Annotated in this window: 18 protein-coding genes; 11 read left to right on the forward strand and 7 right to left on the reverse strand. The window is 38.3% G+C overall.

The annotated features are described in order from the left end of the window. Positions 1-56 precede the first annotated feature (56 nt). Complete coding sequence (locus tag AWW67_RS10270) at positions 57-758, forward strand: type 1 glutamine amidotransferase domain-containing protein (RefSeq protein ID WP_062301617.1); 702 nt, start codon at positions 57-59, stop codon at positions 756-758. Between the two features lie 120 nt (positions 759-878). Here AWW67_RS10270 and AWW67_RS10275 read toward each other — a convergent pair whose 3' ends face one another. Continuing rightward, complete coding sequence (locus tag AWW67_RS10275) at positions 879-1,268, reverse strand: fibronectin type III domain-containing protein (protein ID WP_176700038.1); 390 nt, start codon at positions 1,266-1,268, stop codon at positions 879-881. A gap of 322 nt (positions 1,269-1,590) precedes the next feature. On the opposite strand from AWW67_RS10275, the gene AWW67_RS10280 reads away from it, so the two are divergent. After that, positions 1,591-3,141 carry a M20/M25/M40 family metallo-hydrolase gene (locus AWW67_RS10280; RefSeq protein ID WP_062301619.1) on the forward strand — a complete coding sequence of 517 codons (1,551 nt, stop codon included), beginning with the start codon at positions 1,591-1,593 and terminating at the stop codon, positions 3,139-3,141. Between the two features lie 52 nt (positions 3,142-3,193). Here AWW67_RS10280 and arfB read toward each other — a convergent pair whose 3' ends face one another. From arfB to AWW67_RS10305, 5 genes are all read right to left on the reverse strand, one after another. After that, entirely contained in the window at positions 3,194-3,613 is a 420-nt protein-coding gene (gene arfB / locus AWW67_RS10285) for an alternative ribosome rescue aminoacyl-tRNA hydrolase ArfB (protein WP_062301621.1), read from the reverse strand. 11 nt (positions 3,614-3,624) lie between these two features. Further along, the gene (gene yaaA / locus AWW67_RS10290) at positions 3,625-4,389 is read right to left on the reverse strand and encodes a peroxide stress protein YaaA (protein ID WP_053224114.1); all 765 of its coding nucleotides are present in this window, start codon (positions 4,387-4,389) and stop codon (positions 3,625-3,627) included. Positions 4,390-4,527: 138 nt separating this feature from the next. Next, on the reverse strand, positions 4,528-4,914 hold the full coding sequence (locus tag AWW67_RS10295; RefSeq protein WP_062301622.1) for a rhodanese-like domain-containing protein: 387 nt from the start codon (positions 4,912-4,914) through the stop codon (positions 4,528-4,530). Next, positions 4,911-5,612 (reverse strand): gluconate 2-dehydrogenase subunit 3 family protein, encoded by a 702-nt coding sequence (locus tag AWW67_RS10300; RefSeq protein WP_062301623.1) that lies wholly within the window; start codon positions 5,610-5,612, stop codon positions 4,911-4,913. The genes AWW67_RS10295 and AWW67_RS10300 overlap by 4 nt, the downstream gene beginning before the upstream one ends. A gap of 3 nt (positions 5,613-5,615) precedes the next feature. Next, positions 5,616-7,337, reverse strand: coding sequence for a GMC family oxidoreductase (locus AWW67_RS10305; protein WP_053224117.1), 1,722 nt, complete (start codon positions 7,335-7,337; stop codon positions 5,616-5,618). A gap of 307 nt (positions 7,338-7,644) precedes the next feature. Here AWW67_RS10305 and AWW67_RS10310 point away from each other — a divergent pair, with 307 nt between their 5' ends. The 8 genes from AWW67_RS10310 (at position 7,645) to yidD (ending at position 13,475) form a co-directional block, all read left to right on the forward strand. Beyond that, a complete protein-coding gene (locus AWW67_RS10310) occupies positions 7,645-8,520 on the forward strand; it encodes a TolB-like translocation protein (protein WP_053224118.1) in 876 nt (291 codons plus the stop codon). A gap of 141 nt (positions 8,521-8,661) precedes the next feature. Further along, positions 8,662-9,717, forward strand: a complete 1,056-nt coding sequence (locus AWW67_RS10315) for a ParM/StbA family protein (RefSeq protein WP_062301626.1) — start codon at positions 8,662-8,664, stop codon at positions 9,715-9,717. Positions 9,718-9,730: 13 nt separating this feature from the next. Next, the gene (locus tag AWW67_RS10320; protein WP_053224120.1) at positions 9,731-10,183 is read left to right on the forward strand and encodes a bactofilin family protein; all 453 of its coding nucleotides are present in this window, start codon (positions 9,731-9,733) and stop codon (positions 10,181-10,183) included. A gap of 426 nt (positions 10,184-10,609) precedes the next feature. Further along, complete coding sequence (locus tag AWW67_RS10325; RefSeq protein ID WP_141655430.1) at positions 10,610-11,218, forward strand: PA3715 family protein; 609 nt, start codon at positions 10,610-10,612, stop codon at positions 11,216-11,218. Between the two features lie 114 nt (positions 11,219-11,332). After that, positions 11,333-12,283, forward strand: a complete 951-nt coding sequence (locus AWW67_RS10330; RefSeq protein WP_062301629.1) for a calcium/sodium antiporter — start codon at positions 11,333-11,335, stop codon at positions 12,281-12,283. A 101-nt stretch (positions 12,284-12,384) separates the two neighbouring features. Further along, positions 12,385-12,957, forward strand: coding sequence for a hypothetical protein (locus AWW67_RS19060; protein WP_071387110.1), 573 nt, complete (start codon positions 12,385-12,387; stop codon positions 12,955-12,957). Between the two features lie 21 nt (positions 12,958-12,978). Next, entirely contained in the window at positions 12,979-13,188 is a 210-nt protein-coding gene (locus AWW67_RS10340; RefSeq protein WP_053224123.1) for a hypothetical protein, read from the forward strand. Positions 13,189-13,235: 47 nt separating this feature from the next. Then, positions 13,236-13,475: a membrane protein insertion efficiency factor YidD gene (yidD, locus tag AWW67_RS10345; protein WP_053224124.1), complete on the forward strand. Its 240-nt coding sequence runs from the start codon at positions 13,236-13,238 to the stop codon at positions 13,473-13,475. 52 nt (positions 13,476-13,527) lie between these two features. Here the strand turns inward: yidD and AWW67_RS10350 are convergent, their stop codons facing one another. Beyond that, on the reverse strand, positions 13,528-14,268 hold the full coding sequence (locus AWW67_RS10350) for a hypothetical protein (RefSeq protein ID WP_062301630.1): 741 nt from the start codon (positions 14,266-14,268) through the stop codon (positions 13,528-13,530). Between the two features lie 202 nt (positions 14,269-14,470). Here AWW67_RS10350 and AWW67_RS10355 point away from each other — a divergent pair, with 202 nt between their 5' ends. Next, positions 14,471-15,139, forward strand: a complete 669-nt coding sequence (locus tag AWW67_RS10355) for an MCP four helix bundle domain-containing protein (protein WP_062301632.1) — start codon at positions 14,471-14,473, stop codon at positions 15,137-15,139. Positions 15,140-15,155: the final 16 nt, after the last annotated feature.

Below are 15,155 nucleotides of genomic sequence, written 5' to 3' on the forward strand. Positions count from 1 at the left end.
AGCATTAACGCATAAATCAAATCGGTTTATGCCATTTCAGAATTAAAAAACAAACGATGATAAACGAAAATACAAATCAGAAAAAAGTACTTTTTGTACTTACCAGTCATTCAGAATTAGGGAACACAGGTGAAAAAACCGGTTTCTGGATTGAAGAATTTGCAGCCCCTTATTACTTTTTAAAAGACAAAGGTGTTGACATTACATTGGCCTCGCCAAAAGGTGGTCAACCTCCTATCGATCCTAAAAGCGAATTGGCCGATTTTCAAACGCCTGCCACAGATCGCTACAATAAGGACGAGGATACTCAGTCATTAATTGCCAATACTGTGGTATTAAGCAAAGTAAGCTCAGCCGATTATGATGCAGTATTTTACTCTGGAGGACATGGTCCACTTTGGGATTTGGCGGAAGATAAAGAGTCCATTGCCTTGATAGAGTCATTCTATAGCAGCAACAAACCTGTAAGTGCTGTTTGCCATGCACCTGCAATTTTTAAACACACCAAAAATACTGAAGGCCAGCCCTTGGTTAAGGGAAGAAAAGCAACTGGTTTTTCTAATACCGAAGAAGATGCGGTAGCGTTAACCAATGTAGTTCCATTTTTAGTAGAAGATATGCTAACGGCAAATGGAGCCATCTATTCAAAAAGTAATGATTGGGCACCATATGCTGTTGAAGACGGGCTTTTGATTACAGGCCAAAATCCAGCTTCTTCCGAGTTAGTAGCAGAAATGTTATTAAAACGGTTAGGTTAACTAATAATACTCTACCGTAACGGTTCCGATGTAACTCTAGCTAATAATAGACTTATAAAAATGAAGAGACTGCTGTAAATGGCAGTCTCTTCATTTTTATAGTTAACCTTATGTAATTGCCTACTCAATTGTTGTAGCACTTTTAACCGTTGATGGGGTTGAAGTGTCTGTTCCTTTTTTAGCATACACTCGGTAATAGTATTTGGTTTTAGCAGTCAAACCAGTAACTGTAGCACTTGTTGTGGTGATTTCCTTTTTGTCGAAACCGGTCACTTTCGTGCCAAAGTGCGCTTCTTTAGAAACATCCAGTAAATACTTATCGGCTCCCGTAACCTCCGTCCAGCTCACCTTAAAAGTAGTGGCTGCAATTTCAGTGGCTGCATTAACTGTGGGGCTAGCTACACTTGGCGCTGGGTCGTCATCGTCTTTGCAAGCGTTAACACTGAACAATACTGTAAGCAATAAAGCGAATGAAATCATTTTCAATACGCTGGTCTTTTTGTTGATCATTTTCATTTGTTTAAATATGTGTAACATGTTGTTTATGCCCCTTTGACTCACATATTTTGATTTCCGTTGGAATGAAAATTTCAGAATTAACTAAATATTTTTGGTGGATGAAATTTCGGTTTTGTAATACAATTAGAAGCAGATAGTTTTCGTTTTAAGCGGTTTAACTGATCTAGTTGATCTCTTAAAAAATTCTAAAAACGTAATAATACTGCTAGAAAAGCTGGTTCTCAGGAATAAGTGTGAGCACACCTTTTACATCATCGGTATGTCTGAGTTTAACATAGATTGATATCTTCGACCACAATCCAAATTTATCAAGATGAAAAAAACACTTAAATTATTTATGATTTTGGCGTTCTGTCTGAGTATCAATACTTATGCTCAGGACACTAAAGCCGTTGTAGACAAAATTGTAGCAGAAGCTAACGACAACTCTCAATTAGAAAAGCTTGCTTACGAGTTGTTAGATAAAAACGGACCGCGTTTGGTGGGTACACCACAAATGAATTCTGCCAACGATTGGGCTGTGGCCAAATACAAAAGCTGGGGAATTGATGCCCGAAACGAGAAATGGGGCGAGTGGAAAGGATGGGAACGTGGAATTACTCACGTAGATATGATTTCTCCTCGTGTAAAAACATTAGAGGCTATGCAGTTGGCATGGAGCCCATCTACTAATGGTAAAGATGTAACAGGTGAGGTTGTAGTTATTCCTGACGTAGCTAATGAAGCTGAGTTCAAAACTTGGTTAAAAGGCATTAAAGGAAAATTCGTAATGATCGACATGGCACAGCCAACTGGTCGTCCGGATTATAACTGGGAGAAAAACGGTACTGAACTTTCTGTTGAAAACATGAAAAAAGACAGGGCCGAACTATCTAGAGCATGGTCTCAAAGAGTTAGAAACACAGGTTTAACCTCACGTAGCTTACCTGCTGCTTTAGAAGAAGCTGGTGCGGCTGGTATTTTGATTTCTAACTGGTCAAGAGGTTTCGGTGCTAACAAAATTTTTGGTGCCTCTACTAAAAAAATCCCTACCATCGATATCGGGTTAGAGGATTACGGAACACTTTTCAGAATGGCTGAGTATGGTGACGCTCCAAAAATTACCGTAAAAACTACTGCGAAAGACCTTGGCATGATGCCAACCTTTAATACTATAGCTGAAATTAAAGGTTCTGAGCTACCTAATGAATATGTTGTGCTTTCTGCACACTTCGATTCTTGGGATGGTGGAACTGGTGCTACTGATAACGGTACTGGTACTTTAGTTATGATGGAAGCTATGAGAATCTTGAAAAAGGTTTATCCAAACCCAAAAAGAACTATTCTTGTAGGACATTGGGGTAGTGAAGAGCAAGGATTAAATGGTTCTTCTGCTTTTGTTCAAGATCATCCAGAAGTAATAAAAGGCTTACAGGCTCTTTTCAACCAAGACAACGGTACAGGTAGAGTAGTAAACATTAGCGGACAAGGTTTCCTTCACGCTTATGAATTCATCAACAGATGGTTAGCTCCAGTACCTAGCGCTATTAGAAGAGAAATTGACACTAACTTCCCTGGTACTCCTGGAGGAGGTGGTTCTGACTACGCATCTTTCGTAGCTGCCGGTGCTCCTGGTTTTAGCTTAAGCTCTACTAGCTGGGATTATGGCGCTTACACTTGGCACACCAACAAGGATACTTATGATAAAATCGTATTCGAAGATGTAAGAAACAATGCTATTCTTACGGCTATCATGACATACATGGCTTCTGAGGATGATAAATTCTTCCCAAGAGATAAAAGTGTGTTGCCTGTTAACCCAAGAAACGGTCAGCCAATGGAGTGGCCAAGCCCAAGAAACCCAAATAGAAAAGGTGGCGAATAATTTGCTTCTGAATCCATAAAAATTGAAAGGCCTCGATAATTCGAGGCCTTTTTTAATACTTAGGGGGCTTACGCATTTCTTTTTTTTCGGAATGACTCTTTTTGCTTGTTAGCCGTTTTTCAATAGCGCCTTTAGAAGACTTGGTTTTCTTACGCGGCTTAGGTTTGGTAAAAGCCTGCTCCACCGTCTTTCTAAACTTAGCAATTACTTCATCTTTGTTCCGCAACTGGGTTCTATGTGCTTCCGTACTGATCAGTAAATCACCTTCATTGGTCAATTGCTTTGCCCACTTCTTAAGTAAAGTCTCCTTTTCTTCTTCTGAAAAAACATTGGAGCTTTCAATATTGAAGCGCAAGGTTACTCGGGTTTCAAGCTTATTTACATTTTGACCACCTGGCCCAGAGCTGCGCGAAGTCTGAAACTGAAGTTCAGGCAAAAAATCTCGTGAGGCTATGGTTTTTGGGTCTTTCACAATTTTTAAAACTAATCTCTTTTAAACAGCAAGTTACTTTCATCAGAACCAGCTTCATCAAAATAATAACCTTCGTAATCAAAGCCTTTTAATAGCTCTACTTCGTTGATTCTATTTTTAATAATGTACTGCGCCATTAAACCCCTAGCCTTTTTGGCAAAGAAGGATATGATTTTGTATTGCCCATTTTTGAAATCCTTAAACTCAACGTTAATCACCTTGGCTTTAAGTGCGGGCCTGTCGATGGCTTTGAAATATTCTTGAGAAGCCAAATTGATGAGTACTTTATCACCTTGCTTTTTTAAATCACGATTGACCTGATTGGCAATGGTGTCTGCCCAATAATTATACAATGTGGTATAATCATCAAAAGCCAAACGAGTACCCATTTCTAAACGATATGGTTGAATCAAATCGAGTGGTCTAAGTAAACCATAAAGGCCAGAAAGAATGCGTAAATGATCTTGAGCATACAGAATATCTTCATTCGAAAGTTCTTCGGCCTCTAAGCCTACATACACATCACCTTTAAAGGCATACACTGCTTGCTTCGCTACTTTTGGGTCTTTAGATTTCCTGAATTTATTATAGCGGTCTACATTCAGTTCTGCTAAATTCTCACTGATGTCCATCAATTCTTGAATCTCTTCAGGCGTTTTCTTTTTCAATACACCAATCAATTCCAACGTTTCTTTCTGAAAACGAGGATAAGATTTTTCGGCATTACATGGAGTTTCGAAATCGAGGGTTTTGGCAGGAGAAAGTACAAATAACATAATTGAAATTAAGCTTTATACAAACATACCATTTGAAGCCCTGACTTGTTTGTGAAAACTATTGAAAGTTTAAATATGTGATTGAAAACCTAAAGCGGACTGCAAAAGAAAAAAGCCCTTTCGGGCTTTCTGATTGATTTATCTCTGGATTTGTTTACCCCCAGCTTGCCAAGCGACAATGCCCCCTTCAAGTTCATAGATTTTCTTGAAACCCATTTCCTTCATCATTTCAAAGGCTTGATTGCTTCGAGCTCCTGAATGGCAGTATACTGCAACAGCTTTGTTCTTATTCAAACTTTCCAGTTGAGATTTAAAACTAGGGTCATTAAAATTCATCAAGGTAGAATTCTTAATAAAGCCTTGCGCGTATTCATCTGGCGTTCTTACATCAATAACCTGTACGGAAGCATCATCTGCCATTAAGGCCTCAAACTCATTGGCATCTACTTGCTTGGCTACATTTTCTTCACAGCCTAAAGTGATAAATGCTACTCCTAATATCAATAATATGGTTCTTTTCATCATGTCAGTAAATTTCCGTCATCATCCCAAGTGGCAATATCTGTACGCTTGGTTTGGTCAACACACTTGGCCAGCCATTCTTCTTCGTAAGCCATGCCTTGTTGTTTCAACACATCTTCCGGAATACCATCCCAAACTCCTGGCATATTGCCTTTATAGCCCAAGTCCTTCACTCCCATTTCGGAAGTAAAGTAACCCGTCATAGTAAGGTTTCTCATGTTGGTAAAGAACCTTTCACCATGCTTTAATTCAGGAGCGGTTTTGCCTGGGTAAGCAATGCTATCGCAAATGGTTTTGTGTTGTTCATCATTCAGCTTTTTGAATTCCATTCCATATAATTTATTAGAATGAGAATCCAGCCAAGCCAAACCACCACGAATAGGCAGTTGGTTATTCGGCATATCTTTGGCAATAAATTCAATAAACTCAGGAACACCTGCATCACTTGCCGACCCAAATTCTGCATTTGCAGGAAGAATGATATCGCACAATACCGCAATGGTTTCCAGTTCATGTTCGGTGAAGAATGTTTCTGAAAGTACTTTGGCATCGTGCTCCTTTTCTGCTTCATTTCTTCCATAACCTGGAAGTTGCGGCTTTTCAGGTGTTTCAACTGTGCTTTCTGGCGCACAACCAGTCACGAGCAGGCCACCTGCTACAGAACCGACCAATAAAGATTTTAATGATTCGCGTCTATCCATGACTTAAATATTTCTTTGTTTTACTTGTTCAACTAAATAATCTGATGCTCTCCAAGCCAAGGCCAATATGGTCCAAGTTGGGTTTTTATCGGCTTGCGACACAAACGGGCCTGCATCCATAACAAATACATTCGGACAATCATGAAGCTGATTGTATTTATTGGTTACCGACTCTTTTTTGTCATTACCCATTCTGGTAGTTCCTACTTCGTGAATAATTTCGCCAGGAGCGGTTAATCCATAATTTCGGTCTTTTCCAGGTTTATCTCCTAATAGAATACCACCTGTAGCATCCAAAATTTGCTCGAAAGTATCTTGCATATGTTTGGCTTGGTTCACTTCATGCTCTGTCCATTGATAATTGAACTTGAGCACAGGTATTCCCCACTCATCAACTACATTATTATCAATCTCGCAATAATTATTGCGTTGCGGAATACTCTCTCCTCGACCTGACACGCCCAATACTGCACCATAGTACTTCTTAACATCAGCCCTGAGGGATTCGCCATAGCCTCCTACTTCGCCTCCCATTATCTTATTCAAATTATTTGGGTTGAAACCAAAGCCATAACTTGGCATTCCCATTCCACCCCAAACCTCAATATGGTAGCCTCTAGGAAAATCTAATTTCTTATCATTTAACCACCAAGGCGTGTAAACATGCATTCCACCTACTCCATCTTCATTATAAATCTTACGATCCATCAGTTTTGGAAGGAATACGGAACGACTAGCTCCTGTAGAATCGTGCAGATATCTACCTACCAAGCCACTGCTGTTGCCTAAGCCATCTTGGTGAACACTGCTTTTTGAATTCAATAAAATTCGAGCCGAAGAACAAGCCGAAGCCGCCATTACTACTACTTTGGCCTTTAGGTGATATTCTTTTCTATCTAGTTTATTAACATAGTTTACCCCTGTGGCTTTTCCTTCCTTGTCTGTGGTTACTTCGCGCACCATAGAATTGGTAAACAATTCAATTTTCCCACCATTTTTTTGGGCTGGAAAAATCAAACAAGTTCCAGAAGAAAAATCGGCATAGGCTGAGCAAGCACGATTACACTGACCACAATAGAAGCAGCTTCCTCGCTGATTATTAATTCGTTTAGTAAGAATTGAAAGTCTTGAAGGAATTACAGGAATTCCTGCTTTTCTGGCTCCATTAATATAGTATAGCTCGTGAAGCCTTGGTTTTGGCGGAGGCAAGAAGAAGCCATCTGGTTCATTGTGAATATTTTCTTTACTACCGAAAACACCAATAAGCTTATCCACCTTATCGTAATAAGGTTTTACATCATCATAGCCAATCGGCCAGTTATCGCCAAGGCCATCAACGCTTTTTCGCTTAAAATCTAAAGGCCCAAAACGAAGTGAAATTCTACCCCAGTGGTTGGTTCTTCCGCCCAACATTCTGGAGCGGAACCAAGCAAAGCGAGTCCCTGGGGCTTCGGTATAAGGTTCTCCGGCCAAATTCCAGCCTCCATAGGCGGCATCATAATCACCAAAAGACCTTCGGTCTGAGCTGGCACCACGCCTAGGAGACTCCCAAGGCCAACGCAATTGGGTTCTATATTCGTCTTGTGCGGGGTCAAAAAATGGACCGGCTTCGAGTACTGCTACATCAAAACCCGCCTCTGACAATATCTTAGTTGCCATTCCCCCACCGGCTCCTGAGCCGACAATGACAACATCATAAACTTTTGAGGATTCTATAACTTGCATAAGGTACGGTTGATTTCAGCTTAAAATTTAAGGAATTCAACTGTAACGAAGGCCTTTCGCCAAAGAAGTTTTTATGAAAGGTAAATTTAGGAGTCAACAAAACACTGACTTTCAATTGTTTTAACAAACTAGATTGATTCTAAATTAATGTACGCGACATCATTCCAAATGAGCATACATGTTCATACAGACAAACCTATTACCGTATAGTATATTCCTTTAATGTAAAACCACCTTTAAAGCTTCAATTAAATTTTTCGTTGTCGTTAAACTTTAATATTTTCGATAAACACTTTGTACTCTCTTTATGAAAAAACAACTTCTGTTTTGCATGGCTTTTAGTTTTTTAATCTTCACAAGCTTTGCACAAACACCACCTGCCGACACAGAAATCTTCGTTTTCGACCTAAAAGAAAAAAAAGGCAGTGTGTCGATCGAAAAAGGTAAGAATGTAACCAACCGAAAAGGCTATGATAATCAACCTTATTTTTATGGGGAAGATTATATGCTCTACACTGCCTACGAGAATGGTCAAACAGACATTATTATGTTAGACTTACTTGAAGGAAAGAAAACCAACCTGACCAACTCTAAAGAAAGCGAATACTCTGCCGCAATGGTTCCGGGCTTCGAGTCGTTTGCAGCGGTAAGGGTGGAAGAAGATGGTACACAAAGGCTTTGGTTGTTTCATTTAAACACAAAAAAAGCTCCGCAACTTGTATTTGAAGACATCGCTCCTGTTGGCTATCATGCATGGAGCGGTTCTAATGTAGCCATGTTTATTTTAGGTACACCCATAACTTTATTAATGGCCGATGCCCGACAACCTGGTGAAAAAAAGATTACTGACAACATAGGCAGAACTATAAAACTTATACCAGGTTCAGCCGACTTTGCCTTTGAAAGAACGGAAGAGAATGGTGATAAAAACATTTACCGACTAAACTCAAAAACCGCAAGGTTTGATGTAACCGTAAAAAAACCTGATAATTCAAGTGATTGGACCATCACAAATGAAGGCACTTACGTAACCAGTGTGGGCTCTAAAATACTGACCTTCAACCCGAAATATGACAAAGACTGGAACGAGGTTACAGACTTGAGTTCTATGGGGCTTTCGGGAATCACCCGAATGGCTGTAAATGAAAACAACACAAAAATTGCGATAGTAATTAACCAATAGCAGATTTTCAGTTTTTAAATCAAAAAGTTTTTCAGAAATTCCAGCGATTTTTCAATGATACAGCCAAAAAAAAGCGATTAAATCGTATTATTGTCTTTCGTTCAAACCGCTCAAAAATATTTGCATACCAAATCATTAACTATGTTCAAAACCTATACTTTCCCAAGTGTCTTTGAAGGAAATAATACTGACCTCAAAAACGTATCACCTGACCTGATCAACGGACTGAAAATTTTTCATAATGGTGAAGGTTATGTGATAGGCAACCTAGCCTTAACTGAAGGAGTTTCCCCACATAAAAATATCAACAGTGCTCCAGACGAACTGGATTACCAAATTCTATTGAAAGCGGCACTACTTATTGCCAACCAAAAGTTAGGCAATCCAATTACAATCACCACAGGATTTCCTTTTTCAACTTTTCAATTGAATAAAGAAAAGGCCACCCAACTTATTGATGGGCAACATACTGTTGAATATGATGCGGCAACCTACGGGGGTGGCATCAAAAAGAATGTTCAAGTTGAAGTAGCGGGTGCACAGGTAATACCTGAAGTTATTGGCTGTACGATTGCTTTGAGAAAAGGCATTACAAAAGCACAAGGCAACTTCTTTGTAATGAGTTTGGGTTACGGAACACTCGAAGGACTTTTGAGCACTGAGGGCGGAATTGTACAAAGAACTTCACTTTCAACTTACGGCCTTCGTTACGCTGTAAACTTGCTTGAGAAAGAATTAGCCAAGGAACACTACTTAGAATTGAAAACGGAACATCAAATTGATGCTGCTTTCCAAAAAGGAGTGATTTTCTTGAACAGAAAAAGAATTGACATCAGAAGCATGCGCGATAGAGTGCTGAAGCAATATTATGAGGATGTAATATCACCAGCCATGCGCAAAGCATTTAATGATAATGACTTTATGGCAAGTCAGATCATGTATTTAGCTGGGGGTGGCGCTATATACACCGCACTTGTAGATTGTTTTAAGGAAGAATTCCGTGATGTACTTGACCTTGAAATCGCCCATGAACCACAATCTTTGGCGAGCCGTGGTTATTGCATCAACTCTGCACAGCTCAACGGTGGTGTAAAAAGCACTGCAGTAGGTTTAGATATTGGAAATGCAACAACAGTCGTTTCAATTTTTGACGACAACAATACCATATCTGAAACTTCAATTCCTTCTGAATATTAATAAAGCATTATAAATGGCTGCTATTACTCCATCTACGCATATCACTCAAATTAAGCAAGGTTCTATAATTACTGGAAACTTAAAGTCTAGTCAGAGTATACGCGTAGATGGTAATATTACCGGAGATTTGCTCTCTGATGAAAAAATCATCATTGGTATTAATGGTGAAATTGGTGGAAACCTTAGAGGTATTGATATTACTGTTGAAGGCTTTGTGAATGGAGATGTAATGTGTAAGGGTTTTTTACATGTTACTAAAAGTGCCAAAATTTTTGGTAAAATCTACGCCAAAGAAATCTCAATAGAAAAAGGTGCCGAACTGAATGGAAAAGTGAACGTAGGTAAGGAAATAGAAATTCCAGAGCTCAATACTTCATCCCCTTCTCGTTCTTCTAGCCAAGATAAAACCAAAAGTATTTCTTCTCAACCAGAAAAGAAGGATAATTACGGTTCTGTGGCTTGGTAGCGTAGCCCTTACAAACTTATTGATTTTTAATCCCCATCTTCCATTTCAATTGACAGATGGGGTATTCCCTGTTTCTTTCTGACGACCACATTTATTTAAGTCAAAGCAGTTTCACTTCATTCAGTGAATGAGTAACTTCAGTGAATGAAGTGAAAATTGTGCTTAGCAAACAATTCAATTGGTTGTTTCGAGAGTTTTTGGCAACTTAAAAGTGAATCTAGAACATTCTAAAAAGGACATTTGGAAAACCGTTATCTTAGATTATCACTTTTAAGAATTATATCTGAAATCAAAGAGTCAGAGTGTTACTAAACAGCCCCTTAACCTCATATGAAAAAATGGACTCTCATATTGCTACTCAGTTTTAATTTAACTTCCTATGCTCAAGAAAGTCCCCAAAACCTAGTTGATAAGGTTTTAACTATCTTGAAAATAGAAAAAGAAGCATGCCTAACGGATTTCATCATTGAAAAGCCCATTTCAGACTCTGAATCCATTATTCTGATTCCTGAAGTCTTAAACAAAGAAGAATATATTTCTATTAACGCACATGTTTTGATAGTCAACCGCACAAATGCCGAGATAAAATCTCGTTTCTTCGAAAAGGAATCATGGTATAGTGACGCTATTAGGTTAAATAAGATCGAAGTCCTCTACCAGCCTTATATCATCTCACAAAATCATGAAACCGTAGGCATTGTAATTGATTATTATGGCAGCAGCAGAGTAAATCCATATGAGTCAACAGAGCTTTCTTTATTCGTTCGAAACGGAGCTACATTAGAGAGGGTACTTAAGGATTACTCAATTTCTCAACTCAATGGAGAAACTGATGGAATGAGTAGTGGAGAATATATAGAGCATGAGAAAACTATTAGTCCAATTATTAACTCGCTATCAAAATTTTACGATTTATCAATAACAGACACAATTACCACAACGGTAATGGAAGATGGCACAGAAAAAAGTGTTAAAACAGTTACAACTACGGAAACTTTGAAGTACAAAAACGGTGAATACAAAAACAGTTTTTAATCAAAACCCAATTTACTTAATATCCATCCTAAAACTTTAATTTTCGCACATTAAGATAATCAGAAACTGTTTTGAGCAAATTACGTTTGCAGAGTTCCTTACTGACTATAATTGATGATTATTCAAGTTTTGTTGCTTATTTCAGGCCTGGCATTATTGATTACCGGAGCTCACGGTTTAGTAGATGGCGCCTCTGCCCTAGCCAAGAAATTCAAAGTTTCTGACCTAGCTATTGGGCTTACCATAGTGGCCTTTGGCACCTCTGCTCCTGAATTGGTGGTCAGTATTTTTGCCTCATTTCAAAACCATCAAGATATTGTTTTTGGCAATGTCGTTGGCAGTAACAACTTCAACCTATTTATTATTTTAGGTATTACGGGCCTGATCGCCCCTATGGTAGTGCAGTCAAGCACTATTTGGAAGGAAATTCCAATATCCTTTTTAGGTATTGCACTCGCTTACATACTCACCCATCATATTTTTGGCACCGACCAAAATATACTTACCCGCATAGATGGCTTAATACTATTAATACTATTTGGTTTTTTTCTCTACTATGTATACAAACAACTGAAATCCGACCCAGTTACTATTGAAAATAAAGCAGTTACTTATTCAAACCTCAAGACCTACAGTTATATCATATTTGGGCTGGCGGGGTTGGTAATCGGAGGTAGACTGTTGGTAACTACCGCGGTAGATATGGCTACCACATTTGGAATGAGTGAAAAATTGATCGGGTTGACCATTGTAGCAGCAGGTACATCATTGCCTGAATTGGCTACTTCAGTAGTGGCGGCATTTAAAAAGAACAGTGATATTGCCGTAGGTAACATTATTGGCTCAAATATCTTTAACCTATTTTTCATTTTGGCCACCTCGGCTGTAATTCGACCAATAGCCTACGATACCGTTTTCGACCTAGATTTATACATTCTAGCTGGAGGAACCATATTCGTTTTCATAGCCATGTTTACTGGTAAAAAGAAAAAGCTCGACCGCTGGGAAGCGGCAATACTACTAGTGAGTTATATTGCTTACTTGGTATATGTAATTCAGAAGTAAGGCTTACTCAACTTTCAATTAAGCAAACACCCTTTCTCTATTTATTAGATTAGAATAGGTTAATTAGTGAGTTTTACGCAATTTTCAGAAAACGTAAATAAATGAAAGAGGGCTTAATTAAAGATGCCTACGAAGCCATAATAAAGGAAATTCAAACCGTAATTACCATTTGTTATCTTCTAACCGTAGGCATCGGAATGCTTTTCAATTACCAACTCTATTCTGAGTTTGGCATCAATATATTTGATTATTCCGATGTGTTTGATTTTCTAATCGCACCCTTTGCCGATTTCAAGATATTGCTCTTCTCCTTGGCCTCAATTGGAATTTCATCCTTTCTACTACAAATGGATATCGTTTGGAAAAGGAAATTCCCAGTCTCCTATTCGAGATCTAATTTTGGTTGGGATAAAAAACCTTGGTTTAACAGATATCGCTATTTTGCTTTTGGCTTTCTCTTTATAACTTATCTATTCCTTTCAGCAGATTTATATGGCAGTTATGTGAGCAATCAAATTAAGGAACAATCACCTATTGAGATTCGATTTGCAGACGATGAAATTAAAACGGGTATTTTAATTGGTAACACGGCCAAGGTAATGTTTCTTTTAAATGATGGAAAAGTAACCGCTATTCCAGTTACTTCCATGTTAAAGGAATTTGAAATCAAATAAAAATTGTTCTAAAATTGACTCATGGAAAAGAGAGTGAAGTTTGATTTTGAGATTTACTTCTCAAATGGAGGAAGTTTAAAAGGAGAAGACTTTCGGTTAGATATTGAAGGCGACTCCATTTCTGACGAGGCATTGGCCGACTATATCGTTGAAGACATGCGATTGCTAATGGTTGGTGAGGTGAGAATACTTAGGAAAGAAATTTTTGAAGAAGCACACAAACGAAAGTAGGCCTTAAAGCACCCTAAGTGGAACCTATCAATCCACTATCTTGCAACATGAAACGGATTTTAGCTGCCATTTTCATTTTTCCAATTCGGGTGTACCAATATGCCATTTCACCAATGTTAGGTGCTAATTGTAGGTTTAGTCCCACATGTTCGGCATATACAGTGGATGCCATTAAAGAATGGGGAGCTTTTAAAGGGCTTTGGTTGGGCCTTAAGCGATTTAGCAAATGTCACCCTTGGGGCGGCCATGGCTATGACCCTGTTCCGAAAAAAGACCATAAGCATTAAGATTACAGTTTAAAATCCCTGTACGGAACACCCTCAAACAGTTTAGTTCTTCTCAATAATTTCTCTTGGTTTCTCTTGGTGTCCAAACTTCGTAAATAGGATTTCCAGTACTGCTCAAGCCACTGTGGTGCCAAGCTTTATCAACTACTTTATAATCAAATTCTAAAGAAGCCCCTACTCGGTTTACATCTCTTGAGAAGAACTCTATATTTTCGATGTATTTTCCGTTGATGGTGGTGTAAGTTCCTCCGCCAGTTCCAGAAAACTCTCCAGTATCTACATTGTAGGCTATCCATTGAAATCTGGTTCCAGACAAAATTTTCATGGTTTTTCTAGCCCTAATCGGGCGTTCTACAATTTCTCCATTTTGTTGTCTACCAGTAATTAGAAAGGCATTTGCCAAATCACCACCTGTACCATTATCAACCCTTGTCCAAATTCTATTATCACCTTTAAAAGTGAGTTTATCTCCCTCAATCTTATATTCATTAGACTCTGATTTACCTACCATCTCAGAATTTTGGGTATTGAATTCATAGGTCTGAATTATTTTATTTCCCTCAACCTTCCAAGAGCCACCCATGGTGTATAAAAACGAATTATCATCGGTATAATAAGCAGCAGAGCTCACATAGCCACCACTCATTATGGCGACTGCGTGTACTTCCCTTCCATCATCATTTTTGAAAGTAGTTTCCCAAGCCCCGGTTAAGGCCTCTGGCGAAATAGAATTTCCAGTTGATGGAAACAAACTAAACAAAACAGCAGCGATAGACAGAAATAAAGTTTTCATAGGTTCAAAATTTTGAGATATTACAAGATATTGAAGGGTACTGACATAACCAATACCGAAGTATATTGACGGACAAATGAAAAAATTAATTTGAAGTTATGTTTTTAGAGAATTAGTTACCTGAACCGATGACACCTATTTTGACAATAGTTTTAAAACATATTTTGTATCATAAGACGTTTTCTAATAAAAGCTCGGAATTATGAAATGGACGTACAGCATAAAAAACAAAATAACTGCGGCAGTACTCCTTGCGGCAGTACTCATTGTAACGCTAGCCAACAACTTAGTCGAAAGAAGTCATTTTAAGCAACTAGATGCATCTTTTGCATCGATGTATGAAGACCGAATGTTAGTAGAAAGTTATATTTTCAAACTTTATGAAAACCTTCACCAACGTCAAGCTTTGATTCTGGCTTCTGATAATCAAAAAGGGTTCGATCACTTAAAAACAGCGTTTTTAAATTCCAAAAGTGAAAGAGAATTATTGATTCAAAAATATTCAACCACTTACCTTACCCCAGAAGAAGAAATTGAGTTTGAAAAATTAAAAGAAATTGTTCAGCGCATAAATAGCATTGAAAGTGGCCTGACTCAAGATCAAAGTACTGAAGATCAGTTAAGTAGTTTTGTAAGTGATAACAACGAAGTAGCTTCTCAGGCCTTCGATAGCCTATCTGCCCTTTCTGCCATTCAAACTAGTGAAGCCCAAAATATTCGTGAAGAATCGGAGAAAATTATTTTAGGAAACATTTCTATTTCTCAATTAGAAATGGCCATTCTAATTATCATTGGCCTTGTTATTCAAGCGCTTATTTTCTCTTCTAAATCATTAAAAGCTACAGCAAAACAACAGCCTCACTTAAATTAATTTCAATTAATGAATG

Origin of the sequence: Roseivirga seohaensis, assembly GCF_001592945.1 — a bacterium.
In the GTDB taxonomy this organism is placed as follows: domain Bacteria; phylum Bacteroidota; class Bacteroidia; order Cytophagales; family Cyclobacteriaceae; genus Roseivirga; species Roseivirga seohaensis.